Genomic DNA, 24074 nt, shown 5'->3' on the forward strand with positions numbered 1-24074 from the left:
ATCAACTAGACAGGTATAGATCAACGTGGGACAGTAGGGACCACACCAGACTCAGAGGAGAGAATGTGTCGAACGCACCTGCAGCCGGATCCGACATCGTCATCTGCGAGCCCCTCCGCACCGCAGTCGGCGCCTACGGCGGCCAGTTCAAGGACATCGCACCGGAGGTGCTCGGCACCACGGTGGTGAGCGCACTGGTCGAGCGCGCGGGGATCGATCCGGAGGCCATCGACGATGTGATCTTCGGGCAGTGCTACCCGCACATGGAGGCACCTGCGATCGGACGGGTCGTCGCACTGGACGCGGGCCTGCCCGTCACCGTCCCCGGCCGCCAGGTGGACCGCCGCTGCGGCTCCGGCCTCCAGGCCGTCATCGACGCGATGGGCGAGATCGCCACCGGCGGTGCCCAGGTCGTCATCGCCGGCGGCGCGGAGACGATGTCCCGCGCCCCCTTCTTCAACGAGGACATCCGCTGGGGCATCCGCGGCGGGAACGTCGAGCTCAAGGACGGCCTCGTGCGCGGCCGCCTCACCGCGGGCGGGAAGAACTACCCCGTGCCCGGCGGCATGATCGAGACCGCGGAGAACCTCCGCGAGGAGTACTCCATCAGCCGTGAGGAGCAGGACGAGCTCGCTGCCGAATCGCACCGGCGCGCCGCGGCCGCCGTGGAGAACGGCACCTTCGCAGAGGAGATCGTGCCCGTGACGATCCCCGCCACCCGCAAGACCCCCGAGCAGCAGATCACCGCGGACGAGCACATCCGCCCCGGCACCACGGTGGAGAAGCTCGCGAAGCTCAAGCCGCTGCGCCTCGGCCTCGATCCGGAGTCCACCGTCACGGCGGGCAACGCCTCGGGCCAGAACGACGGTGCGGCTGCTGCCATCGTCACCACCCGTGCGAAGGCGGAGGCCCTGGGCCTCAGGCCGCTCGTCCGCCTCGTGAGCTGGGGCCTGGCCGGCGTCCCGCCGCGGACCATGGGCATCGGCCCGGTCCCGGCCACCGCCGCCGCACTGGAGCGCGCGGGCCTCACGATGAGCGACATCGACCTCGTCGAGCTCAACGAGGCCTTCGCCGCACAGGCGCTCGCCTGCACACGGGAATGGGGCTTCGGCAAGGACGACTTCGCACGCATGAATGTCAACGGCTCCGGCATCTCGCTGGGTCACCCGGTGGGCGCCACGGGCGTCCGCATCCTCACCACCCTCGCGCGCGAGATGGACCGCCGCGGCGCACGCTACGGCCTCGAGACCATGTGCATCGGCGGCGGCCAGGGCCTCGCCGCGGTCTTCGAGCGGGTCGAGGCCTGATGGCCGCCGGAGCGCCCGCCGCCGGGAGCGCCCCCGAGCAGACCGCTCCGGGGGCCGAGGCCGTCGCGGCGCGCCCGCTCGCGGGCATCACGGTCGTCGAGCAGGACTCGTTCGTCGCGGGCCCCTCGTCCTGCCTGGCCCTGAGCCAGCTGGGCGCCGAGGTCATCAAGATCGACCCGCTGAAGGGCGGGCCGGACATCGACCGCTGGCCGCTCACCGCGGACGGGCGCTCCGTCTACTGGGGCACGCTCAACCGGGGCAAGCGCTCCGTCGCCCTGGACCTCCGCAGCCCGGAGGGGCAGGAGCTCGCCCAGGCGCTCATCACCGCGTCGGGCGAGGACCCCGCGAAGACCGGGATCTTCGTCTCCAACAATGTGGGCCGTCCGTTCCTCGGCGACGAGGCGCTGCGTGCGCGGCGCGCGGACCTCATCCACGTGAAGGTGCAGGGCACCCCCGACGGCGGGCCCGGCGTGGACTACACCGTCAATGCGGAGACCGGCATCCCCGGCCTCACGGGCCCGGCCGGCTCCCAGGGACCCGTCAACCACGTCCTGCCCGCCTGGGACCTGCTGTGCGGGCAGGCCGCGGCCACCGCCGTGGTCACGGGCCTCCTGCGGCGCAGCGCCTCGGGCGCAGGGACGTACTCGGAGATCGCACTGGCCGACATCGCGTTCTCCGCCGTGGCGAACCTGGGCTGGTACACGGAGGCGCTGAGCAGCCAGCGCGCGAAGCACGGCAACCACATCTTCGGCAGCTTCGGCTCGGACTTCGCCACCGCCGACGGCCGCTCCGTCATGATCACCGCCATCACGCGCCGACAGTGGACGGGGCTCGTCGAGGCCCTCGGGATGACCGCCGTGATCGAGGCGCTGCAGACCGCGCTCAGCACGGACCTCGCGGACGAGACGGAGCGCTACCGCCTCCGCGAGACGCTCGTGTCCCTCTTCCGGCCGTGGTTCGCGGCACGGACGCTCGCCGAGGTGACGGAGGCGCTCTCCGGCACTCCGGTCCTCTGGGCGCCGTACCGGACCACCGCCGAGGTCGCAGCCAGCGCGGCAGGTGCGGCCGGTGCCGACAGCGCGGCCCGGGAGGCCGAGGCGGCGGGAGCCGGTGCGGGCCGGGCCTCCGGGGGCGGCCTCGGCGGCAGGGTCCTGACCTCCCTCGAATCCCCCGAGCTGGGCACGATGCTGGTGGGAGACAACCCCATCCGCGTCGACGGTGAGTACCTGGGAGCCAAGCGGCCGACGGTCTTCGGGCAGGACACGCACGAGGTACTTAACGATCGTTTAGGATTGAGCCAGACAGAGCTGGGCAGACTCTGTGACGCAGGTATCATTCGCAGTTGATAACGTAAGGGACCGGAACCCCCAGCGGTGCGCTTGCAGCCGTGATCACGGGTCCAGCGGTTCCCCAGGAAGGATGAAGCACCCACATGCGGATTGTCACTTTTGTCAAGTACGTGCCGGATGCCGCCGGCGATCGCTCCTTCGAGTCGGACAACACCGTCGACCGTGAGACGGACGGCCTGCTCTCGGAGCTCGACGAGTACGCGATCGAGGAGGCCCTCAACCTCACCGACAAGGACAAGGGCTCGGAGACGATCGCCCTCACCGTCGGACCGGCCGAGGCCAAGGACGCCGTGCGCAAGTCCCTCCAGATGGGCGCCGACAAGGGCGTGCACGTGCTCGACGACGCCATCTCCGGCGCGGACGCGGTCGGCACCGCCAAGATCCTCGCCGCCGCAGTGCGCAAGGTCGAGGCGGAGGAGGGCCCCGTGGACCTCGTCATCACAGGCCTGGCCTCCACCGACGGGCAGATGTCCGTGGTCCCCGTCATGGTCGCGGAGCTGCTGGGCCGCCCGGCCGCCACGCAGGCATCCGCGCTCGAGGTGGGCGACTCCTCCGCGACGATCCGCCGCGACGGCGATGTCTCCTCGCAGCACATCGAGGTCGCACTCCCGGCCCTGGTCTCCGTCACCGACCAGATCAACGAGCCTCGCTACCCCTCCTTCAAGGGCATCATGAAGGCGAAGAAGAAGCCGGTCGCGCAGTACGACCTGGCCGATCTGGGCCTCGAGGCCGCAGAGGTGGGCGGCGCTGGTGCGCTCACTCAGATCGTCGAGCTCGCCGCGGCCCCGGCCCGCAGCGCGGGCGAGGTCGTCACGGACGAGGGCGACGGCGGCACGAAGCTCGTCGAGTGGCTCGCCGCGAAGAAGCTCGTCTGAGCATCCGCCCCTCCAGCTCTCACCCGCGTAAGGAAGCAGAAGCACATGTCTGAAGTTCTCGTTCTCGTCGATCACGCGGACGGCAGCGTCCGCAAGTCCACCTTCGAGCTGCTCACCGCCGCCGCGCGGATCGGCGAGCCCGTCGCCGTCTTCGTGGGCGAGGCCGCCGCCGGCGAGGCCGCGGCCTCCACGCTCGGCGAGTACGGCGCCGCGAAGGTCCTCGTCGCCTCGGACCCGGCCTACTCCGAGTACCTCGTGGCCCCGGCCGCCGAGCTGCTCGCACACCTGGTCGCGGAGCGCCAGCCCGCCGCCGTCCTGGTCCCGGCCTCGGCCGACGGCCGGGAGATCGCCGCGCGTGCGGCGATCAAGACCGGCTCCGGCATCCTCACGGACGCCGTGGACGTCGCCGCAGACGGCACCGTCAGCCAGTCGGTGTTCGCGGCGGCCTACAACGTGACCTCGAAGGTCGCCTCGGGCACCCCGTTCATCGCCGTGAAGCCCAACTCCGTGTCCGCGGAGCCGGCTTCCGGTGCGGCAGCGGTCGAGACGGTCTCCTTCGCACCCTCCGACGGCTCGAAGACCGCTCGCGTCGTCCGCGTCGAGGAGAAGCCGGCCTCCGGCCGCCCCAACCTCACCGAGGCCGCGATCGTGGTCTCCGGCGGACGCGGCACCGGCGGCGACTTCGCACCCGTCGAGGCCCTCGCCGATGCCCTGGGCGCGGCCGTGGGCGCCTCCCGTGCGGCCGTGGACGCCGGCTGGTACCCGCACTCGCACCAGGTGGGCCAGACGGGCAAGGCCGTCTCCCCGCAGCTGTACGTGGCCGCCGGCATCTCCGGCGCCATCCAGCACCGTGCGGGCATGCAGACCTCGAAGAACATCGTCGCGATCAACAAGGACGACGAGGCTCCCATCTTCGAGCTCGCCGACTACGGCGTCGTGGGCGACCTCTTCTCGGTCCTCCCGCAGGCCACCGAGGCGGTCAACGCGCGCAAGTGAGCGTGCTGACGCGCAGCTGAGCGTGCGTGCCTGAAGCACAGGGAGGGGCGGACACCGTGAGGTGTCCGCCCCTTCTGCGTGTGCGTCGGCGCGGCGGCGGGTCTGCCTCGATTGTGGTCTGCCGCGCCAACGCGAAAACCCCTGATCTGCGTTGGCGCGGCAGACCACAATCGCGTGGACGTGACGCGTCTCAGCACACGAGCGGCGCGATCGTGTGAGGCAGGCCGAGGGCGTCGAATGCCGTGCGGGCACAGGAGCGGAGGCCCGCCTCGGCCTCGGGGATGAGCTCGACGGGGATGCCGAGCTCCTCCGCCAGCACGCGCCGGACCAGGGCGGAGCGGACGACTCCGCCGGTGGCCGGCAGACGCTCGGGCCGTGCGCCGAGTCTCAGCAGCAGCTCCCGCACCTCCGCCGCGAGGCTGCGGACGGCAGCGAGATACGCGCGGTCCCCCTCCGAGGCGGCGGGCTGATGCTCCTCTGCAGGCGCCGGAGCCGGGTCCGAGGCCGGGTCAGGCCCCATGTCCGAGCCGGGGTCCGAGGCCGGAGCCGGGCTCACCGGTCGCGTTCGGTCTGGGTCCGCGTGCTGAGCTGCGCTCACGTTCATGTCCGGGGCTGCACCCGTGCCCGCGTCTGCGCCCGCGTTCTCCGCCCGCAGCGCTCGAGCGAGGGCGGCCTCGGCGGCGGCATGCGCCTCCGCGCTGTGCGGTTCCCCGAGGCCCAGGTGCACCCGCCGTGCACGTTCGAGGGCTTCGCCGGCCTCCGGCAGCCGGGCGAGAGCGAGGTGGCCGGAGGGGTGGGCGAGCCGATGGTGCGTGCCGGGGCGACCGGTCTCCGACGGCAGGGGCAGAGCCTCGGCGGGCACGGGGTCGACGTATGCGACCCACCCCGTGGTGCCCAGATGCAGGTAGAGGCTTCCGGGCGCGCTGCCGACCATGCCGTCCGTGGCCGCGCCCGCATCGCCGAGGGCCGTGACGACGGGGAGGCCCTCCGGCAGCTCGAAGCGCCGGGCTGCCGCCGCCGTCACGCGGCCCACTCCGCCGGGCTCGGTGAGCACGGGAAACGCGAGGGAGTCGAAGGCGGGACCGAAGGGGAACCAGTCGCGCGTACGGACGAAGTAGGCGGAGGTGGTGCTGGCGGTGAGTCTGTCGCACACCGCCCGGCCGGTGAGGGCGAAGCAGAGCCAGCCCGAGGCCGAGAAGAGCACGCGCTCCGCCTCCCGCAGGGCCTCGGGTGCCGTGTGCGCGAGGCGGAGGAGCTTGGGCGGGATCGCGTCCGGCCCCGGCGCCAGCAGGAGCCGGGCGGCCCAGTCCGGACGTGCGGTGAGCAGGTCCGCGAGCTCGGGCTCCGCTGCGGTGTCCGAATAGAGGATGACGGGGTGGGTGGGCTCGCCCGCGGCGTCGAGCAGGATGAGGTCCTGCATCTGCCCGGTGACCGCGAGGGCGACGGGCCGGCGAGGGGCTCCGCGGACCTCGCTCAGGACGGCGATCACCGCGGCCTCCCAGTCCTCCGTCCGCTGCCGCATGCTCCCGCTCGGACCCCTGTGCGTGGTGAGAGGTGAGAACGCCTCGGATCGCACCCGGCCGGAGGCGTCGATGAGTGCGGCCTTCACATGGCTGGTGCCGAGGTCGAGGGCGAGGACGGTGGCGCCCGAAGCGGGCTCAGCAGCAGGGGGAGGAAGCGATGTCACGGTCCCATGGTAGTGAGGGGTGCCTCGGCCGGGGACGGGCGCACACGGAGAGGACGGGACCTCGCAGTGAGGTCCCGTCCTCTCCCCTATGGCGGCGAGGGGCCGCCCTGGCCCCGGCCCCGGATCAGCTCCGGCGGCGGGACACGAGCACCAGCCCGAGGCCGCCCGCCGCGAGCAGGAGGCCTGCGGCGATGAGGCCGGCCGTGCTCGAACCGGTGCGGGGCAGACGGTCATCGCCGCCGCGGTCACGATCGGGATCGCCGCCGCGGTCACCGTCGCCGGAGCCCCCGCCCGGGGCATCGTCATCGGCGACGACGGTGAAGGAGCCCTCGAAGGAGTCCTCCTCGCCGTCGGCGTGCGCCTCGACCCCGTATCCGCCCAGGTACTCCTGCGCAGCGGCGGGATCCGCGCCGTACACCATGACGGCGGCGGTGCCCTCCGCGTTCGCCTGGGCACTGAGCCGCGCGGCGTCGATGTTCTGGCCCGAGCTCGGAGCGATGTCGAAGTCGACGTGCGTGCCCTCGTCCAGGCCGGTGACCGCGAGCGTCACACCGGCGTTCTCATCGACGAACTCGGAGACACCGATGACCTCAGGGTCCACTGTCAGCCCAGGCTCCGCCGGCTCCTCGGAGGGTTCCTCCGTGGGTTCGCCCGTCGGCTCACCAGTGGGCTCGCCCGTCGGCTCACCGGTGGGGTCCGTCGTGGGCGAGGGTGTGGGCTCGCCCGTCGGCTCACCGGTGGGGTCCGTCGTAGGCGAGGGTGTGGGCGAGGTGCCTCCGTCGCCATCGGTCACCTCCACCGTCGTCCAGCCCACGAGGGAGTCGTCCTCGTGCCAGACTCCGAGCCGGTGCTCTCCCAGTTCAGCGTCGGCCGGGACGGTCACCGTGACCGTGCCCTGCTCGGACACGGTGTGCGCACCGAGGTAGGCGGGGACGGAGAAGAACCACGCGCCCACCCGGACGCCGGGTTCCACCCCGGTGACGCCGACGGCGATCTCATCGCCCTGCCGCACGGTCGGCGGCGCGGTTATGCCGCCCTCCCCCGAGCCGGTGAGATCGTCCTCCTCCGGTGCGACCGAGGGGATCTGTTCGGGACCGGGCGTGGGGTCGACGGTCGGGCTCGGGTCGACGGTCGGCGTGGGATCCACGGTGGGGCTCGGGTCCACGGTAGGCGTCGGGTCCACCGTCGGCGAGGGATCGACGGTGGGGCTCGGATCCACTGTCGGCGAGGGATCAACCGTGGGTGTCGGATCGACCGTCGGCGAGGGATCGACGGTAGGCGTGGGATCGACTGTCGGTGTCGGGTCCACAGTCGGCGTCGGATCCACGGTAGGCGTCGGATCGACTGTCGGGCTCGGGTCCACTGTCGGCGAGGGATCGACCGTCGGTGTCGGATCGACCGTCGGTGTCGGATCGACCGTCGGTGTCGGATCGACCGTCGGTGTCGGATCGACCGTCGGTGTCGGGTCCACCGTCGGAGTCGGATCGACGGTAGGCGTGGGATCCACGGTGGGCGTGGGAGTCGGCTTCGGATCGGCGGTCACCGTGAATGTGCCCACGGCCACGTACTGGTGACGGGTGCGCTGCAGATTGTCGTCCACGTGCTCGGCGAAGATCATCGCCTCGTGCTCGCCCGCGCTCAGATCGGCGGAGGTAAAGTCGATGCTGATGCCGCCCGAGGAGTCGGTGGCGAACGTGCCCGCCGCCTGCCCGTCGATCGTGAGCTCCGCGTCCATGCCGGCCCGGAAGCCGCTGCTCGAGAGGGACACGCCGGTCCGGGCGAGTGCGGACGCGCTCAGCGACTGCGGCATCACGTCCATGTCGAGGCCGTTGACGCGCAGGCTGTAGTCCGTGTCGTTGAGGACGAGCAGCCGTGCGGTCTCCTCGACCGCCCCGTCACCCGTGCTCAGCACCAGATCGTACGGGTGCCCGGAGAGCCGCGAGGCCAGGTCCTGGCGGTAGGAGAAGTCCACCCTTCCCCGCGCGTCCGTCTGCACCGTGCGCACATGCCGCTGATTGCCGTTCACGGCGTCCAGCACCCGGAACTCGAGGGCCTCCTCCGTGGGGAAGCCCGCACCGGATACGCGGATTCCGATGTGCCGCAGCTCCTGGTTCTGCAGCGAGGAGCGCGAGAGCTCGATCGCGGGCTCCTCGGGCTCAGGATCGGGGCCCGGGCCTCCGCCTCCGTCGAGAGAAGCGGTGAAATCGAAGCGGTAGCCCTGGCAGCCGATGGCCGGCATGGAGGCATAGCCCTCCCCGCTCGCCGTCCCGTCCGCATTCACCACGAAGTCCTCGAGGACGTACTTCACCTGGGAGCCGCCCTCCCCGAACGTCCATTCGAGGTCGAAGGGCTCACCCGCCGTGACCGGCGTGGCCGGAACGCCCGCCCACTGCATGGGCGTGGGGAACAGACCGCACTGGATGTAGCTCTCCGTGCTGAACTCCGTGAGATCGCCCGAGGCATCGATGGTGAATGACACCTCCGCCCCGTTCCAGGCGGTGCTCGGCCCACCGTATGCCCCTGCCGGCGGTGCGGCCGCGTGCGCCGCGGAGACCGGGAGGGCGGTGCAGAGCAGGGCGAACAGCGCCAGCAGCGCCAGCACGATGCGGGGCCGGCGGCGCGCGCCGTCGTGCACCTCCTCCCACCGGGCGGCTGAGTGCGTGGGTGGATGCATGGGGACACGTCCTGTCTCTCGCGGGCTCGGGCTCTCGTGCGAACGGCGCCCGGGCACAGTCCCGGACGCATCGCTCCATCAGCTGATCCTCGCCTCGGCATCAGCTCTTCGGTACCCGTATTCCTACGGGTTTCTCCGGAGACGCACAGGAACTGCTCGAGATCCGGTGTCCGTGCTGGTGAGTGGGCGTAGTCTTAGGCAACAACACATCATGCTTCCGCCGGGAAGGAGAGGCGAGGTGCTCGCAGGACGCGAGGACGAGATGCGGCTCATCCGCGGCTGGCTCACCGAGGCCGAGGGAGGCGCGGGACCTCTCCACGTCATCCAGATCGAGGGACCGATCGGGATCGGCAAGACCGCCCTCATCGCCGCCGCCGCGGCTGAGGCCGGCCGACGGATCCTCGCCTCCCGCGGCGATCCCTTCCGCAGCCAGGCTCCCCTGCACACCCACCGCGCACTCATCGAGACGCTGCTGGACGAGGACCTGGAGGAGCTGCTCGACGGAGCGCCTCCCCGCGCACTGGGCCTCAGGTGCGCGGACGAACTCGGGCGCGAACCCTCCATCCTCGTCATGGACGATGCGCAGTGGCTCGATGCGGGGTCCTGGGCCTTCCTCGCAGAGCTGCTGCAGCGTCCTCCGCGCGCACCGCTCGCGGTGATCCTCGCGCACCGCCCCCGGGACACCTCCCTCCAGCTCCTCGACAGCATCAGGCAGTGGGGCGCGCGGCACGACTACCTGCGCCTGGGACCGCTCGCGCCCACCGCGGCGGCGGAGATCGTCCGGGACCTCCCGCCCGCGCAGCGGGAGTCCGCGCTGGAGCTGGGCGACGGCAACCCCCTGTTCCTCCGCTCGCTCACGGCCGCGTTCCGCCTCCACCCGGAGGCCCCTTCCGCCGCCGAGCTCCTCCCCCATGCCGCCCGCTCCCCGCAGTCCCTCCTGCGGGCAGCAGTGGATGCGGAGGTGGCTGCGCTCCCCGCCGAGGCGCGCAGCGTCCTCCTCGCCGTCGCCACCCTCGGGCGCTCCCTCTCTCCCGCGGAGATCACGCAGGCGACCGGACTCGAGCAGGGCGCCGCGCGGGCCGCCCTCACCCGCCTGCACGAGGACGGCCTCCTTCGCGAGGGCCCGACGGAGAGCGGCGAGGAGACCCTCCATCCCCTCGTCCGGCACACCGTCCGTCAGGCGGCGGATCCCGCAGCCCGGCGGGCTGCGCACAGGGGGATCGCCGGCCTTCCCGGCCTCGACCCGTTCGACCGCGCCGAGCACACCGCGCACCTGGGCGAGGATCTCACCGCGGAGGATGCGGACCTGCTCGCGCACGTCGCGGAGACGGCGGTGAGCACGGAGCCCGCGACGGTGCTCCGCTGGCTCCGCGCTGTCCCGGCGCGGCTGCGCTCCCCGGAGATCGAGCTCCTCGTCGCCCGCGCACAGATCCATGACGGGCGCATCGCCGAGGCGGTCTCCGGGCTCCGCCCGCTGGCCGAGGCGGAGGACCCCGCACCCGGTGCGCGCGTGCTCCTGGGACAGGCCCTGCGGATGCAGGGGCAACTCGCCGAGGCCCGCGAGGTCCTGCGCGATGGCCTCCACGATGCCAGTTCGGAGGAGGGCACGGCGCTTCTCCGCGAGCTCATCGCACTCCAGGCGCTCCTCAGCCCCCGGGTGGATCCGGACCTGCTCGGTCGGCTGACTGCAGGCCCCTCCGCCGCCGACAGGAACGCAGCCGAGGCCTTCCGGGCCATCGACCTGCTGGGCAGAGGGGATGTGCACGAGGCCCGGCCGGCGGTGGCTGCGGCGCTGCCGTGGATGCTGGCCGCACGTCCTGCAGAGCTGCGGAACCACCTCGACGCCCTCGCCGCCGCCGTGTGGGCCGCCTATGCGCTCGACGACTTCGCCGCAGGCATCGCGCTGGGGCAGCGCGGGCTGAGGATCGCGCGCCGCTTCGGCTGCGGTCATGTCACCGCGAATCTGGGTGCCGGCCTGTCCTACTGCCTCATCAACGCCGGCCGCCTGCTCGAGGCCGATGCCGTTGCGGAGCAGGCGATCGCCGATGCGCACAGATTCGGCTCCCAGGGCATCGAGGGGATGGCGCTCGCCGCGATGGCTCAGTCCGCGCGGTGGCAGCGCGATGACGATCTCCTCCGGCGGCGCTACGAAGATCTGTGCGCCGTCGAACTGCCCGAGGCCGCGTGGTGGCGCCGCACGGTGCTCACCGCCCGCAACCGCACCGCCGCACTGCTGGGCGAGCCCACGGCCCACGTCTTCGAGGCCGATCCTCCGGATGCGACCGTGGGATATCGCTACTGCGATGCCGGGACGATTCTCGCCGCCGAGGGCGAGCTCCCCGCCGCCGCGGCTGTCCTGGAGGAGGGGCTGGAGGTCACTCGCGTGCAGGGAACGGAGATCCAGCATGCCCTCGTGGCGACGACGCTGGCGGAGCTCCTCGTCCCCTCGGAGCCGGTGCGCGCGCGAGCCCTCCTCGACCTCGCGCACGAGGTGTTCGCCCGCCTCGGCATGCCCGCCCACCTGGGACGAGTGCGAGGGGGCATGGCCCGGATGCAGGCGGCGGAGGATCCATGGGCCGGCCTCACGCGCAGGGAGAGGGAGATCGCCCAGCTCGTGGCCGAGGGGCTCACGAACGCGCAGATCGCGGAGCGCCTCTTCATCAGCCGCAGGACCGCGGAGGAGCACGTCTCGAAGATCCTCAGAAAGCTGGGGGTGCGGTCGCGCAGCGGGATCATCAGCCGTGCGGGCAGGCGTGCAGAACAGCAGGGTGACCTGGGACACGATCGCGGCTAGATTGGTGTCAGCACCCGAATCCTCAGGAGGAACCATGAAGAAGCGACTCGCACTGCTCGCAGGCCTCGGCATCGGTTTCGTGGTCGGCTCCTACTCCGGACGCTCCAGCTACCTGAAGCTCCGGGCGCGGTTCGATGAGCTCGTCTCGGACCCCCGGCTCCGCGAGCAGGTGGAGCACGCGGGAGAGCTCATCCGCGACAGGGCCCCGGAGGTGGCGGACGGAGTCAGGCATGCGGCCGCCAGTGCCGTGTCGGCGGGGAAGGAGAAGCTCGAAGAGGTCCGGAAGCACGCGGACGACCACGGCGTCGCGGGCGGCGGGGCCGCGGACGACGCAGAGTCCGGCCGGATCCCCTCGGAGACGGTGGCCGCCTCCGAGCACGGGGACGCTCTCCCCGACCTCGACCCCGAGCACATCCCGCCGGCGGGTGAAGGGGAGATCGCGCCGGACGACACCGTCTCCGATCCGGAGACGCCGATGGAGGACGAAGGCCCGGCGCCCACCGGTCCCGGCTCTGAGGACTCGGCGTCCGAGGACGCCTCCGCCGAAGACTCCGCATCCGGGCGCTGAGCACGCACGGGGCGGGCCTCAACCGGAGCGAGCCGACGCGGCGCGGGCGGGAACAGCAGCTCGCCCGGAGGGGGCCCGCGCCGAAGCAGTGGCGCGCTCACCCCGCCCGCGCCTCGGCGACCGGCTGACCCCCTCACAGCAGAGAGGAGGTCAGCCGGCAGACGCTCTCCGCGTACTTGCGCAGGACCGAGCGCCGGCGCCACACCTTGGGGTTGAGCTGCGCGGAATTGGCGCGGTAGTCCTCGTGCTCGAGCCGGTGCATCCGCTCGGTGAAGGCGCTGTCGATGATCAGCAGGGACACCTCGTGGTTCATGGAGAAGGAGCGCTGATCCATATTGGACGAGCCGATGATCGTCACCTGGTCGTCGACGATCATGAACTTCGAGTGCAGCACCGTCGGCGCATGGTACTGGTAGATGGTCACGCCGGCCTCCACGAGTTCGTCGTAGTAGGACTCCTGCGCCTTGGCGGTCACCCAGTGGTCGCTGCTCGCACCCACGTACAGCCGGACGTCCACACCGGACTGGGACTCCGTCTTCAGTGCGGTGAGCAGCGCGGTGTCCGGCACGAAATAGGGTGAGCACACCACGATCGAGTGGTTTGCGTTGTAGATGAGGTGCGTGAAGAGCTGGATGTTGTTCTCCTGCTCGAACCCCGGACCCGAGGGCACCACCTGCGCCAGGATGCCGCCGCGTTCGGGCACATCGAGCTCTCGCTGGAACTCGTCGAACAGGATCTCATCGGTCTCCGAGTACCAGTCCGAGGCGAAGACCGCGTTGAGCTCATCCACGACGGGTCCCCGGCACCGGACCATGAGATCCTTCCACAGCAGTCCGCGGCGCACATTGGACCGCTTGCTGTACGAGGGGTGGATGACGTTCTGCGAGCCGGTGAAGGCCACCTCGCCGTCGACCACGAAGATCTTGCGATGGTTGCGCAGGTCGGGCCGCTGGTACTCGCCCTTCCACGGTCGGATGGGCAGACTGCGGCGCCAGGAGAGGTCCGCTTCGTCCAGCATCCGCACGAGGTGCCGGTACCCCGGATAGCCGAGCGAGCCCACGTGGTCGATGAGGATGTGCACCCGCACACCCCGCCGGTGAGCGGCGATCAGGGCGTCGAACAGCGCACGCGTGGAATCGTCGAGGGTGACGATGTAGAACTCGAAGTGCACATAGTCCTGTGCGGCCTCCGCGGCCTCGGTCATCTGCCGCAGGCACTCCATCGAGTCCGGAATGAGCTCAAGGTCGTTGCCGTGGACCATGGGCAGCGCGCCGAGCTCGTAGTTGAGCTGGGCCGAGGTGGCGAGGGGGAGCTCCAGGTGCTCGTGCTCTCCGATGATGGCGCGGTGCCCCGTCGCCTCCTTCACCAGCTCGTTGATCTCGTGCTGCTTCTCACGCCTGCGCAGGGGGAGCTTGGGCGAGCCGAGGAAGAGGAAGACGAGGAGACCCAGGAACGGGAAGAGGAATATGAGCATGAGCCAGCCCAGCGCCACCTCGGGCTTGCGCCGGTAGGGGATGGTCCCCAGGGCGATCACACGGATCGTGAGGTCGAGGCCCAGGACCACGAACGCCGTCCAGCCCGGCAGCTGGGACTGGGCCCACTGCACGAGTCCGGCGGTGTCCATCGGTCCTCCTGAGGTGCGGGAACGGCGGGATGAGCGTCCTCGAGAAGCCTATCCCGAGACACGGACGTCCCCGGAGCCCACGCAGACGCCTGGCGGAGCGGGTCTCCCCTCAGCGCAGCACCCCCTTATGCCGCTTCCCACCCAGTCATAACTGGGTGGGAAGCGGCATAAGGGGGGTATCGGCGAAGCCGGAAGGCAGCTCAGAGGTGGCGGCCGCCCGCGATCTCCTGGACCGTGCCGGTCATGTACGAGGACATGTCGGAGGCGAGGAACAGCACCACGGAGGCGACCTCGGAGGGCTCGCCCGGGCGGCCCATCGGGATCTCGGCGAGCTTCGCGTCGATGACGTCCTGGCGCATCGCCGCGGTCATCGCGGTGTTGATGAAGCCGGGCTGGATCGCGTTGACGCGCACGTTCTTGAAGCCCACCTCCTTCGCGGCGGCCTTCGTCATGCCCACGATGCCGGCCTTGGCGGCGGAGTAGTTGGTCTGGCCGAGCATGCCGACCTTGCCGGAGATCGAGGAGACGTTGACGATCGAGCCGCCGTTCTCCTGCTCGCGCATGATGCCGGAGGCGGTCTTCAGGCCGTTCCAGGTGCCGCGCAGGTGGACGGCGATGACCTGGTCGAACTGCTCCTCGGTCATCTTGCGCATCGTGGCGTCGCGCGTGATGCCGGCGTTGTTGACCATGACGTCGAGGCTGCCGAACTTCTCCACGGCGGTCGCGCACAGCGCCTCGACGTCCGTGAGCGAGACCACGTTGCAGGCCACGCCCACGGCGCGGTCGCCTGCGCCCAGCTTCGCGGCGGCCTCGGTGACCGCCTCCTCGTTGAGGTCGCCGAGGACGACGTTGGCGCCCTCCGCGACGAACGCCTCTGCGATGGCGAAGCCCAGTCCCTGTGCGGCTCCGGTGATGACTGCTGTGCGGCCTTCGAGAAGTGCCATGTCCGTCTCTCCTTCAGGATTCGTGTGGTGAGGATTCGTGCGGTGGGCGCTCAGCCCTTGTGCGCGCCCTTGAGCACCTGGCGCGCGATGACGAGGCGCTGGATCTCCGAGGTGCCCTCGTAGATGCGGAACAGGCGCGCGTGGCGGTAGAAGCGCTCCACGCTGGTCTCGCGCATGTAGCCCATGCCGCCGTGCACCTGCACGCCGCGGTCGGCCACGCGGGCCAGCATCTCCGAGGCGAAGAGCTTGGACGAGCTGGGGCCCAGCTTGCGATCCGAGCCGTCGTCCCAGCGTCGGGCGGAGTCGAGCACGAGCGCACGTGCGGCGGCGAGCTCGGTGTAGCAGTCGGCGAGCTGGGCCTGCACGAGCTGGAAGTCGGCGATGGGCCGGCCGCCCTGCTTGGCGTTCTTCGCGTGCTCCACCGTGTCGTCGAGGATGCGGCTCGCCTGCCCCACGCACATCGCGCCGATGTGGAGGCGGCCCTTGTTGAGCGAGGCCATCGCCGCGCGGAAGCCTTCCTCCTCGCCGCCGATCATGTTCGCCGCGGGCACGCGCACCTCGTCGAAGAAGATCTCCGAGGTCCAGGCGCCCGCCTGTCCCATCTTCTTGTCGTGCGGCCCCACCGTCACGCCCTCGGCGGCCGTGGGCACGAGGAAGACGCTGATGCCCTTGGTCCCGGTGGCGTTCGGATCGGTTCGCGCGAAGACCATGAGGACGGTCGAGAGCCCGGCGTTCGTGATGAAGCGCTTGGCGCCGCTGATGACGTAGTCGTCGCCGTCGCGCACGGCCTTCGTGGTCAGACCCGAGGGGTCGGAGCCGGCATCGGCCTCCGTGAGCGCGAAGGAGGCGATGACCTCGCCCGAGGCGATCCCCGGCAGCCATTCCTGCTTCTGCTCCTCGGTGCCGTAGTTGACGAGCACCTGCCCTGCGATGCCGTTGTTGGTGCCGAACAGCGAGCGGAAGGCCGGCGTGGTGTAGCCGAGCTCGAACGCCAGGCGCGCGTCCTGCTCCGCGTTGAGCCCCAGACCGCCGTACTCCTCCGGGATCGCCCAGCCGAACAGCCCCATCTCCGCGGACTCCTCGCGGATGCTCTGCGGGATCTCGTCGTTCTCCTCGATCTCCAGCTCGCGGGGGACGACCTTCTCGCGCACGTACTCGCGCACGGTCGCGAGCACCTCCTGGAAGGTCTCCTCGTCCATGCCGGAGCTGCCGGGGTAGGGGTTCTGGGTGCTCATGTGCTCCTCGTTTCTGTGATGCGACCGCGGTGCGAAGCGGGGTGACGGGCGGGCAGCCTGCTGTTCGGTGCGGCGGCGGACGATGGGCAGCCGCGGCGCGCCGAGCCCGGGCGGCTGACTCAGCCGCGAGCAGCCGGCTCAGACGCCGGGCGGAGGCGCGAACCCGCGCGCTCCCCCGCATCCGCCTGAACCGGCCGCACGCGGATGACTCAGTCCTCTTCGACCATGAGCGTGACGGCCTCGGCGATGCACGCCGGACGGTCCTGCCCCTCGATCTCGATGACGTGGTCCATGACGACCTGGACACCGGAGGACTTGCGGACGACCTCCTTGAGCGTGACGACGTCGCGCACCTTGGAGCCCACTCGCACGGGGTTGGGGAAGCGGACCTTGTTGAGGCCGTAGTTGATCTTCATCTTCATGCCGGTGACGTCCGTGACCTGGGCGCCCAGGACGGGCAGCAGGCTCAGGGTGAGGAAGCCGTGGGCGATCGTGCCGCCGAACGGCCCCGCCGCGGCCTTCTCCTCGTCGATGTGGATCCACTGGTGGTCGCCGGTGGCGTCGGCGAAGAGGTTGACGCGGTCCTGGTCGACGGCGAACCAGTCGCTCGCGCCGAGTTCCTGGCCCACGAGCTGCTCGAGTTCTGCGATTCCGTTGATGGTGCGCACCATTGCGGTTTCCTTCCCCTTGGTCCGCGGGCGCTCAGGACGCCCGCTCGCATTCGCTTTTCAGTACAGATTCATCAAGAATGAACCGTGACTGCCTACTCGTTCAGCAACAGTGTAGACGCGGCACGGACACTTGGACAGTCAGACCGGCCTCGCGCACATGCCCCCTTAACGAGTGATCAGTCACACTGGGGATACTATCGACTCGTGCGGCTCCCATCGATGCGAGCCGCCGAGCGGAACCGAAGGAGCGCGGATGAGCACGGACAAGCACGTCGATCTCGAGGCCCTCGTGATGGGCGATGATCGCGCAGACCTGTCGCAGGCCACGGACCCGTTGGCGCAGCGGGCGGCACGCGGAGGTGCCGCGGATCCGCGGGATCTCGTGGCCGACCTCAACGCAGAGCGCGAGTACGCCGCAGCCCGGGCGGAATCGCAGCAGCGCAGCGCCGGGCAAGGGGGCGCTCCCACCGGCCCGGCGGGCGCTCAGGAGCCGGCGAGCGGCCAGGACTCCGTGGACGCTCAGGGCCGCCCCACCCACTCCTCCACGGGCGTGCCGCTCGACTACTCGCAGCAGGTGCCCGTCCGCCCCGCCACCAGCGTCATCATGCTGCGGGAGGGCCGCGGCGGGGACCCGCTCGAGGTGTTCGTCCAGCACCGGGTGAAGACGATGGACTTCGCCGCCGGCGTCGTGGTCTTCCCCGGCGGGCGCGTGGACCCCGAGGACAGCGAGTCCGCGCTGACCCTCCCGCTCGATCCCGCCGCCGAGGCCGCGCACACCCGCGCATGGGAGCGCACCGATGCCGCCGAGGCCGGCGGTGCGCGCACCCTGCTGGCCTGCGCCGTGCGCGAGGTCGAGGAGGAGACGGGCCAGCGAATCGCCCCGGCGGCGCTGAGCCCCTGGGCCAACCTCGTCACGCCGCCCGGGCGCTCGAAGAGGTTCGACACATACTTCTACGTCACGGGCGGCGCGGAGCTCTCTGCGCTCACCCACCGCACCACGGAGGCGACGAACTCGGAGTGGCTGAGCGTGCGCGGACTGCTGGAGGGCGAGCGCGCGGAGCGCTACCGCCTCATGCGACCCACCCTCGCGCTGCTGACCGAGCTCGAGGCACTCGGCGGGCTGGCCTCGGTGATGGACCTGGCCACGGGCGGCGAGCGCACCATCGAGTCGATCCGACCGCGGATCCCCGGCGTGCACTGAGGGGCGCGCACTCAGGCGAGCGCGTACCGGCCCTCCGCATCCGGGCCCCGGAGCACGCCTCGGGCCGCGAGGTCCTCGAGGTGCTTGCCGCAGGTGCTGAGCTCCACCCGGTCCGCGAAGGCCGGGCGCTTGCCGGGCCGGTACACGACGCCCTGGCCCACCATCTCCTCCGCCGTGGCCCGCCCCGCGCGCACGAGATCGAGCACCGCCTGCTCGCGGGCGTCGAGCACCCCGCCGAAGGCGCGGAGGGCCTTCAGGTACTCCTCCCGCTCCCAGTACGGCCCCTTGTGGTGCGCCGTCGCATAGACCCGCGCCTCGAGCTGCGCGCAGCGTTCCAGAGCCGCGCGGAAGCCGGCGATGCTCGACTCCTCATCGCTGTACAGCGGCCCGAACGAGGACAGGTCCACGTCTCCGAGGAACAGCACGCCGTCCGGTTCGACGAGGAACCCGCAGTGGCCGGGAGTGTGGCCGGGCAGGTGGAGTGCGGTGATCCGCACGCCGCCTCCGAGGTCGAACACCTCCCCGTCGGAGAAGGTCCGCGCCTCCGGGACGGGCGACCAGCTGAACTCCTCGCACATCGGCCCCAACTCGGCGGCGGGGATGTCCATGGCGCGGGCGAAGGCCTCTGCGGAGTGCACGGCCGCGGCATCCCGCTCGTGCACCCAGACCTCGCCGGGGCAGCTGCCGGCGGCGACGGTGTGGTCCTCGTGGTAGTGGCTGATGAGCAGGAGGTCCGCGCTCTCCGGGGTCGCGTGGAGGCAGGAGTCGATCATCGCAGTCCGCTCCGCACCCGTGACCACCAGCGGGTTCGCATCGGGGTACTTGCCGCCGCTCGCCGGGCGCACCTGCACGGTGTGCGGGCCCAGCCGCAGCTCCTCGACGGCGGCGCCCGAGGCCTCCGCCGCTCCCGGCGCCTCGGCGGCGCCCTGTGCCTCAGCGGCGGTGCCCTGTGCCTCCGGAACTGTGCTCACGTCTTCTCCTCGCTGTCGGGGGTGCCTCGGATCGGCACCCAACCTAGTGGACCGGCGCAGCCCCTTCCGGAACGGACGGCCATGGTGCAGGTCAGTACATGCGCGGCCGCGCCTCCCCCTCGAAGGGGTACTTCCGCCGGAAGTCCGCCGCGATCTCCTCGAAGGTCGCCCAGCGCACGCCCTCGTGCCCGCTGATGTGCTCGATGAGCCGTTCGAGCATGAGCAGCACCTGCGGCCGGCCGGCCACGTCCGGGTGCAGGGTGATGGGGAAGACGGCGTAGTCGAGCTCGCGGTGGACCCAGTCGAACTGGTCTCTCCAGAGCTGCTCGACGTCCCGCGGATTCACGAAGCCGTGCGAGTTCGGGCTCGATTTGATGAACATCATGGGAGGCAGGTCATCGACGTACCAGTTCGCGGCGATCTCGACCATGTCGATGGTGCGGCCGTGCTCCAGCGGCTTCATCCACGCAGCGGCCTCGCGACTGTAGTCGATGTTCGTCCACGTCTCGCCGAGCCGCACGTAGTAGGGCACGAAGTCCGCGTGCGACTGGGAGTGGTCGTACTCGAACCCGAACTCCTCGAGCAGCCCGGCGGTGCGCGTCGACATCTCCCACCAGGGCGCCACGTACCCGCGCGGAGCGGAGCCCGTGAGCTTCGTGAGCACCTCGACCGAGCGCTCCATGACATCGCGCTCCTGCTGCTCGGTCATGTCCTTGGGGTTCTCGTGCGAGTACCCGTGCGCACCGATCTCGTGGCCCGCGTCCGCGATCATCCGCATCTGGTCCGGGAACGTCTCCGCGGAGTGCCCCGGCGTGAACCAGGTGGCCCTGATGTCCGCGCGGTCCAGCAGCGTGAGGAGGCGCGGGATCCCGAGTTCGCCCGCATAAATCCCGCGCTGGATGTCGTTGACGGAGTCCTGGCCCCCGTACGAGCCCAGCCAGCCGCCGACGGCATCGATGTCGATGCCGAACGCCGCGATGATCTCCTTGGCCATGATGCTGCCCTCCTGCTCTCGCCGTGCGGACCCGCACTGTCTGCGCGGGTCCGGCGGGCGCCTCGGCGGCGGTTCCGGGACGCGCCCCGGAACCGCAGCGCTCAGCTCTGCGCCCGCTTCCTCTCCTTGCGCTCCCGGAGGTGGGCCATGCGCTTGGCGATGGCCGCCCTCTGCTCGTCGGTGCCCTTGAGCGTGCTGAGCTGCTCCTGCTCCGCGGCCGCGCCGTCGGCCAAGGAGGCATGGGCGGAGAGGTCGACGAGCCTCTTCGCGGCCACGAGGGCGGGACGGGACTGGTCCGCGATCTGCGCCGCGAGCGCATGCGCCCGCACCAGCGGGTCCTGCGCGACCTCGTCGACCACACCCCATGCCAGCGCCTGCTCGCCGCTGATCATGTCGCTCGTGAAGATGAGGTGCTTGGCCTTCGACGGCCCCACGAGCCGAGGCAGGAGCTGTGTGCCCAGCATGTCCGGGACGATGCCCCACACCACCTCCATGAGCCCGAGGCGCGCGTCCGGGGAGCTGATCCGGATATCCGCGCCCAGGGCGAACTGGAAGCCCGCTCCGAGCACCGGGCCGTGGAGGCACGCGATGACCGGGACCGGGACGTGCGACCAGATCTCGACGGCCTGCTGGGCGAGGGCCTTCGAGACGGTGGGGGCGTCCTCGGGCTCGCCGGCGGCGCCGCCCTCGGCGAGGCGCTTGAACTGGCCCATGTCGAGGCCGGCGCAGAAGGCCCGCCCCTCTCCGCGCAGCACCACGGCGTTCACAGTCGCATCCGTGCTCAGTTCGCGGCCGGCGGCGATGAGATCGCGCATGACGTCCGGCGTCACGGAGTTCATGGTGTCCGGGCGGTCGAGCACCACATGGGCCACGGGGCCGTAGGTCTCGATCCGCACGGTGCCCGCGGGCGCGGTGCGGACGGCGTCCGGCTGCGGCGACGCGGCCTCGGAGGCTGCGGGGCCGGCACCGGGAGCCTCGGGCGCGGCGGCCTCGGGCGCGGGAGGACCCGCGGCCTCGGCGGCGGGCGCCCCGGAGGCGCTCGTCTCGCCGGTGCTCGCCCCTGGGGCGTGTGCTGTCGCTGCGGCGGGGGTGGTCGTCATCGTCCTCCTCAGTGATCCGGCCGCGCAGTCGTGGCTGCGGCCAGTGTGCTCTCCCTCACCGTACCGCTCGCGAGCCGGGGCCCGCATATTCCTTTTCGCGCCACGCCACGGTGTGGTGCCGAAGGGAGTGTGCGGGCCCTGGTGCCGAGGTGCGCACGCGCCTCACCCCAGCACGGTGAGAAGGCCTCGGGTGAGTGCGACAGCGGCGCCGGCTCCGGCGAGCGTGATCGCGACGGTGCGGGCGGTGCTCGCTCTCACGCGCCGAGCCAGCCAGCCGCCGGCGGCGATCCCGCCCGCCACCGTCACGACGATGACCGGGAACAGCCACAGCGGCGGGAGCTGGGAGAGGGTGGTCGCGCCCACGGAGAGCTTGGCCCCCACGGAGACGAGCCCCATCGTCATGAACGTGGGCTGCATCGTGGCGGCGAATCTGCGCTGCTCCCAACGGGACAGCTTCGAGTAGATCACCATGGCGGGTGCGGCCACGCCCGCGGCGGTGTTGAGGAAGCCGCCCACCGCGCCGGTCGCGGCGGTCACCGGCGGCAGGGCCCGCCCGCGCACGTGCGGCACACGCGGCAGGCCGAACGTCATGGCGAGCGCCAGCAGCACCACGGCGCCGATCACGATGTTGAGCCACCCGTCCTCCAGCTCCCGCACCAGCAGCGCCGCCGGCACTCCGCCCACCACCGCCATGGGGGCGAACACCAGCCAGCGCCTCCAGTCGACATCCCTGAGCACCGAGAGCATGATGAGGAAGCCGGAGACCACCGTGGTGGCGTTCGTGACGAAGACGCCGAGGCTCGGGCCCATCGCCAGCGCGAGGACCGGCGCCACGACGAGGCCCACACCGGTGCCGGAGAGACGCTGCAGGGTGGCACCCACGAGCACAGCGGCGACCACGAGGGCGAGGAGGGAGAGCGGCATGGTTCGAGGCTACGCCCGGGGCCGCCGCGGGCACTGCATGTGGTCGGCGCAGGAGGGCGGGTGCGCGTCCCGCCGGCGGTCGAAGGAGGCGAGCGCGGCGGCCGCGCAGCATGCGCCTCGACCGCGTCGAGCGAACCTGGAGAAGCCGGCACTCGGACCGCTGAGCGCTTCGCCGCGGCAAGCTCGAGCACAGCCCGTCCTGTCCGCCCTGCGAGACCATGCGGCCGCCCCGTCGACGCGGCTCAGGTGACTGTGGTCATATGACCTCATGGCACACGTGATCTTCTTCCACTCCGCTCTGGGCCTGGACAAAGGCGTCCATGCGATGGCGGACGTCGTCCGGGAGGCCGGCCACACCGTCACCACGCCGGACGTCTACGACGGCAATGTCTTCGAATGCACTGGTGCCGGCATCGCCTACCGGGACGAAGTGGGCTTCCGCACCCTCGCGGACCGCGCGGCCGCAGCGCTGTCCGGCGTCGAGGGGCCCTTCGTCGCCGCGGGCGTCTCGCTGGGCGCAGCACTCGCCCAGCGCCTGGGCAAGAAGGACCCCCGGACTGAGGCCGCGATCCTCCTCCACGCCGGCGGCGAGTCCCGCATCGTGGACTGGCCGGCCTCGGCCGCGCTCCAGATCCATCACTCCGTCGACGATCCCTGGATCGACGAGGGCGGTCCGGAGAACCTGCTGCGCTCCGCCGCCAGAGCCGGTGCCCGCGCCGAGCACTACCTCTACCCCGGCAGCGCCCACCTGTTCGCCGACCCCACCAAACCGGAGTTCGACGAGCGGTCCGCGGACCTCCTCTCCGAGCGCGTGCAGCTCCTCCTCGAAGACCTCGACGCCGCCCGCGGCTGAGCAGTTCGCGGCGCGGGCCGTCCGCAGGCTGCGCGATCAGCGACCCGAGCCGCTCCGCCCTCCCAGCACCCCCGCCCGAGCATCAGGACGCCCTGCCCTGCGCCCCGCGCCGCTCTCTGCAGGCGTTCAGGCAGGGAGTACTAAGATGTATCCGGATTCGTGCGGACCCGCCCCTCGGCCCGCCCGCGCGCACGCGGATCCGCGCCCTCACGACGCGGATGACGCCCACCCCCTGCATCGACCCGGAACGGACCCTTTTGAACGGCACGCACGGCAGCAACGGCAACGCGACCTTCCGACACCGGAACGTCGCCCTCCTGGGAATCGCGGAGGTCACCGCCCCGGTCGAGCTGACCTCGGACGAGCTCGATGCACGCCTCGCCGGCACTCTCTCCTCCCTGGGTCTGCCCAACGGACTGCTCCAGCGCGTCGCCGGCGTCCGCGCCCGCCGCAACTGGCACAGGCCGCACGACTTCGCCGCCGGGGCCGCCGAGGCCGGCCGCCGCGCGCTCAAGCAGTCCGGCATCGACCAGAGCCGGATCGGCCTCATGATCAACACCTCCGTCACCCGTGAGCAGCTCGAGCCCTCCGTCGCCGTCGCGATCCACGACGGGATCGGCCTGGGTCCGCAGGCGATGAACTTCGACATCGCCAACGCCTGCCTGGGCTTCGTCAACGGGATGACCGTGGCGGGCACCATGATCGACTCCGGGCAGATCGACTACGCGCTCGTCGTCGCAGGCGAGGACGCCTCGCGCGTGCAGGACGCCACCGTCCGCCGCCTCAGCCGCGACGGCATCACCCGCGAGGAGTACCTCGAGGAGTTCGCCTCGCTCACACTGGGCTCGGGGGCTGCCGCCGCGGTCCTCGGCCCCGCCGACAGGCACCCGGAGGGCCACCGCGTCATGGGCGGCGTCACCCGCGCGGCGACGTGGAACCACGAGCTGTGCGTGGGCGACCACAACGGCATGTTCACCGACGCCAAGGGCCTCCTGGACAACGGCATGGAGCTCGTGGTCGCCGCCTGGGAGGAGGCGCACGCGGACGGCTGGGACTGGCGGAGCATGGACCGCTACGTCACCCACCAGGTCTCCTCCATCCACACCAGCGCCATCACGAAGGCCGTGGAGCTCGACCCCCGCCGCGTGCCCACCACCTTCCCCGAGCTCGGCAACGTGGGCCCCGCCGCCCTGCCCATCACCCTCGCGCGCGAGGTGGACGGCCTGCGCTCCGGCGACCGCGTGCTCGCGATGGGCGTGGGCAGCGGCCTCAACACGGCGATGACCGAGATCATCTGGTGATCCCCG

The 24074-nt window shown here is 71.3% G+C and carries 19 protein-coding genes; 9 read left to right on the top strand and 10 right to left on the bottom strand.

Annotated elements, in window-relative coordinates; translation table 11 throughout:
• Nucleotides 1–65: 65 nt before the first annotated feature.
• From K318_RS0103220 to K318_RS0103235, 4 genes are all read left to right on the top strand, one after another.
• Nucleotides 66–1307, top strand: a complete 1242-nt coding sequence (locus K318_RS0103220; RefSeq protein WP_029088410.1) for an acetyl-CoA C-acetyltransferase — start codon at nucleotides 66–68, stop codon at nucleotides 1305–1307.
• Nucleotides 1307–2653, top strand: a complete 1347-nt coding sequence (locus K318_RS0103225) for a CoA transferase (RefSeq protein ID WP_084499557.1) — start codon at nucleotides 1307–1309, stop codon at nucleotides 2651–2653. Before K318_RS0103220 ends, K318_RS0103225 begins: the two co-directional genes overlap by 1 nt.
• 86 nt (nucleotides 2654–2739) lie before the next feature.
• Nucleotides 2740–3531 (top strand): electron transfer flavoprotein subunit beta/FixA family protein, encoded by a 792-nt coding sequence (locus tag K318_RS0103230; protein WP_029088412.1) that lies wholly within the window; start codon nucleotides 2740–2742, stop codon nucleotides 3529–3531.
• A 45-nt stretch (nucleotides 3532–3576) separates the two neighbouring features.
• Nucleotides 3577–4527 carry an electron transfer flavoprotein subunit alpha/FixB family protein gene (locus K318_RS0103235; protein WP_029088413.1) on the top strand — a complete coding sequence of 317 codons (951 nt, stop codon included), beginning with the start codon at nucleotides 3577–3579 and terminating at the stop codon, nucleotides 4525–4527.
• Nucleotides 4528–4717: 190 nt separating this feature from the next.
• Here the strand turns inward: K318_RS0103235 and K318_RS0103240 are convergent, their stop codons facing one another.
• Nucleotides 4718–6214 carry an FGGY family carbohydrate kinase gene (locus K318_RS0103240; RefSeq protein WP_029088414.1) on the bottom strand — a complete coding sequence of 499 codons (1497 nt, stop codon included), beginning with the start codon at nucleotides 6212–6214 and terminating at the stop codon, nucleotides 4718–4720.
• A 124-nt stretch (nucleotides 6215–6338) separates the two neighbouring features.
• Complete coding sequence (locus K318_RS25715) at nucleotides 6339–8888, bottom strand: LPXTG cell wall anchor domain-containing protein (protein ID WP_029088415.1); 2550 nt, start codon at nucleotides 8886–8888, stop codon at nucleotides 6339–6341.
• A 238-nt stretch (nucleotides 8889–9126) separates the two neighbouring features.
• On the opposite strand from K318_RS25715, the gene K318_RS0103250 reads away from it, so the two are divergent.
• Nucleotides 9127–11682, top strand: a complete 2556-nt coding sequence (locus K318_RS0103250; RefSeq protein WP_029088416.1) for a helix-turn-helix transcriptional regulator — start codon at nucleotides 9127–9129, stop codon at nucleotides 11680–11682.
• Between the two features lie 34 nt (nucleotides 11683–11716).
• Entirely contained in the window at nucleotides 11717–12250 is a 534-nt protein-coding gene (locus K318_RS23410) for a hypothetical protein (RefSeq protein WP_051297416.1), read from the top strand.
• Between the two features lie 133 nt (nucleotides 12251–12383).
• On the opposite strand, the gene cls is transcribed toward K318_RS23410, so the two are convergent.
• From cls to K318_RS0103275, 4 genes are all read right to left on the bottom strand, one after another.
• Nucleotides 12384–13874: a cardiolipin synthase gene (cls, locus tag K318_RS0103260; protein WP_029088417.1), complete on the bottom strand. Its 1491-nt coding sequence runs from the start codon at nucleotides 13872–13874 to the stop codon at nucleotides 12384–12386.
• A 200-nt stretch (nucleotides 13875–14074) separates the two neighbouring features.
• Entirely contained in the window at nucleotides 14075–14818 is a 744-nt protein-coding gene (fabG, locus tag K318_RS0103265) for a 3-oxoacyl-ACP reductase FabG (protein WP_029088418.1), read from the bottom strand.
• A gap of 50 nt (nucleotides 14819–14868) precedes the next feature.
• Nucleotides 14869–16053 carry an acyl-CoA dehydrogenase family protein gene (locus K318_RS0103270; RefSeq protein ID WP_211233259.1) on the bottom strand — a complete coding sequence of 395 codons (1185 nt, stop codon included), beginning with the start codon at nucleotides 16051–16053 and terminating at the stop codon, nucleotides 14869–14871.
• A 209-nt stretch (nucleotides 16054–16262) separates the two neighbouring features.
• Nucleotides 16263–16724: a MaoC family dehydratase gene (locus tag K318_RS0103275; RefSeq protein WP_156913751.1), complete on the bottom strand. Its 462-nt coding sequence runs from the start codon at nucleotides 16722–16724 to the stop codon at nucleotides 16263–16265.
• A 253-nt stretch (nucleotides 16725–16977) separates the two neighbouring features.
• Here K318_RS0103275 and K318_RS19060 point away from each other — a divergent pair, with 253 nt between their 5' ends.
• The gene (locus K318_RS19060; protein WP_245579743.1) at nucleotides 16978–17925 is read left to right on the top strand and encodes an NUDIX hydrolase; all 948 of its coding nucleotides are present in this window, start codon (nucleotides 16978–16980) and stop codon (nucleotides 17923–17925) included.
• A gap of 11 nt (nucleotides 17926–17936) precedes the next feature.
• On the opposite strand, the gene K318_RS0103285 is transcribed toward K318_RS19060, so the two are convergent.
• The 4 genes from K318_RS0103285 to K318_RS0103300 form a co-directional block, all read right to left on the bottom strand.
• A complete protein-coding gene (locus K318_RS0103285) occupies nucleotides 17937–18896 on the bottom strand; it encodes an MBL fold metallo-hydrolase (protein WP_051297419.1) in 960 nt (319 codons plus the stop codon).
• Between the two features lie 91 nt (nucleotides 18897–18987).
• Complete coding sequence (locus K318_RS0103290) at nucleotides 18988–19890, bottom strand: polysaccharide deacetylase family protein (RefSeq protein ID WP_029088422.1); 903 nt, start codon at nucleotides 19888–19890, stop codon at nucleotides 18988–18990.
• A 101-nt stretch (nucleotides 19891–19991) separates the two neighbouring features.
• The gene (locus K318_RS19065; RefSeq protein ID WP_084499565.1) at nucleotides 19992–20990 is read right to left on the bottom strand and encodes an enoyl-CoA hydratase-related protein; all 999 of its coding nucleotides are present in this window, start codon (nucleotides 20988–20990) and stop codon (nucleotides 19992–19994) included.
• Between the two features lie 162 nt (nucleotides 20991–21152).
• Entirely contained in the window at nucleotides 21153–21914 is a 762-nt protein-coding gene (locus K318_RS0103300) for a sulfite exporter TauE/SafE family protein (protein WP_029088423.1), read from the bottom strand.
• A gap of 268 nt (nucleotides 21915–22182) precedes the next feature.
• Between K318_RS0103300 and K318_RS0103305 the strand changes: the two genes are divergently transcribed.
• Both K318_RS0103305 and K318_RS0103310 read left to right on the top strand, forming a co-directional pair.
• Nucleotides 22183–22767 (top strand): dienelactone hydrolase family protein, encoded by a 585-nt coding sequence (locus K318_RS0103305; protein ID WP_029088424.1) that lies wholly within the window; start codon nucleotides 22183–22185, stop codon nucleotides 22765–22767.
• A 218-nt stretch (nucleotides 22768–22985) separates the two neighbouring features.
• A complete protein-coding gene (locus K318_RS0103310) occupies nucleotides 22986–24068 on the top strand; it encodes a 3-oxoacyl-ACP synthase III (RefSeq protein WP_051297420.1) in 1083 nt (360 codons plus the stop codon).
• Nucleotides 24069–24074 lie beyond the last annotated feature (6 nt).

Origin of the sequence: Brevibacterium album DSM 18261 (genome assembly GCF_000426445.1) — a bacterium.
Taxonomy (GTDB): Bacteria; Actinomycetota; Actinomycetes; order Actinomycetales; family Brevibacteriaceae; genus Brevibacterium; species Brevibacterium album.

Coding starts and splice junctions, on each gene's coding strand:
- K318_RS19065 (WP_084499565.1), bottom strand. CDS start 20,990: ATGACGACCACCCCCGCCGCAGCGACAGCACACGCCCCAGGGGCGAGC.
- fabG (WP_029088418.1), bottom strand. CDS start 14,818: ATGGCACTTCTCGAAGGCCGCACAGCAGTCATCACCGGAGCCGCACAG.
- K318_RS0103225 (WP_084499557.1), top strand. CDS start 1,307: ATGGCCGCCGGAGCGCCCGCCGCCGGGAGCGCCCCCGAGCAGACCGCT.
- K318_RS23410 (WP_051297416.1), top strand. CDS start 11,717: ATGAAGAAGCGACTCGCACTGCTCGCAGGCCTCGGCATCGGTTTCGTG.
- K318_RS0103300 (WP_029088423.1), bottom strand. CDS start 21,914: ATGCCGCTCTCCCTCCTCGCCCTCGTGGTCGCCGCTGTGCTCGTGGGT.
- K318_RS0103235 (WP_029088413.1), top strand. CDS start 3,577: ATGTCTGAAGTTCTCGTTCTCGTCGATCACGCGGACGGCAGCGTCCGC.
- K318_RS0103310 (WP_051297420.1), top strand. CDS start 22,986: ATGACGCCCACCCCCTGCATCGACCCGGAACGGACCCTTTTGAACGGC.
- K318_RS25715 (WP_029088415.1), bottom strand. CDS start 8,888: ATGCATCCACCCACGCACTCAGCCGCCCGGTGGGAGGAGGTGCACGAC.
- K318_RS0103275 (WP_156913751.1), bottom strand. CDS start 16,724: ATGGTGCGCACCATCAACGGAATCGCAGAACTCGAGCAGCTCGTGGGC.
- cls (WP_029088417.1), bottom strand. CDS start 13,874: ATGGACACCGCCGGACTCGTGCAGTGGGCCCAGTCCCAGCTGCCGGGC.
- K318_RS0103270 (WP_211233259.1), bottom strand. CDS start 16,053: ATGAGCACCCAGAACCCCTACCCCGGCAGCTCCGGCATGGACGAGGAG.
- K318_RS19060 (WP_245579743.1), top strand. CDS start 16,978: ATGAGCACGGACAAGCACGTCGATCTCGAGGCCCTCGTGATGGGCGAT.
- K318_RS0103290 (WP_029088422.1), bottom strand. CDS start 19,890: ATGGCCAAGGAGATCATCGCGGCGTTCGGCATCGACATCGATGCCGTC.
- K318_RS0103230 (WP_029088412.1), top strand. CDS start 2,740: ATGCGGATTGTCACTTTTGTCAAGTACGTGCCGGATGCCGCCGGCGAT.
- K318_RS0103305 (WP_029088424.1), top strand. CDS start 22,183: ATGGCACACGTGATCTTCTTCCACTCCGCTCTGGGCCTGGACAAAGGC.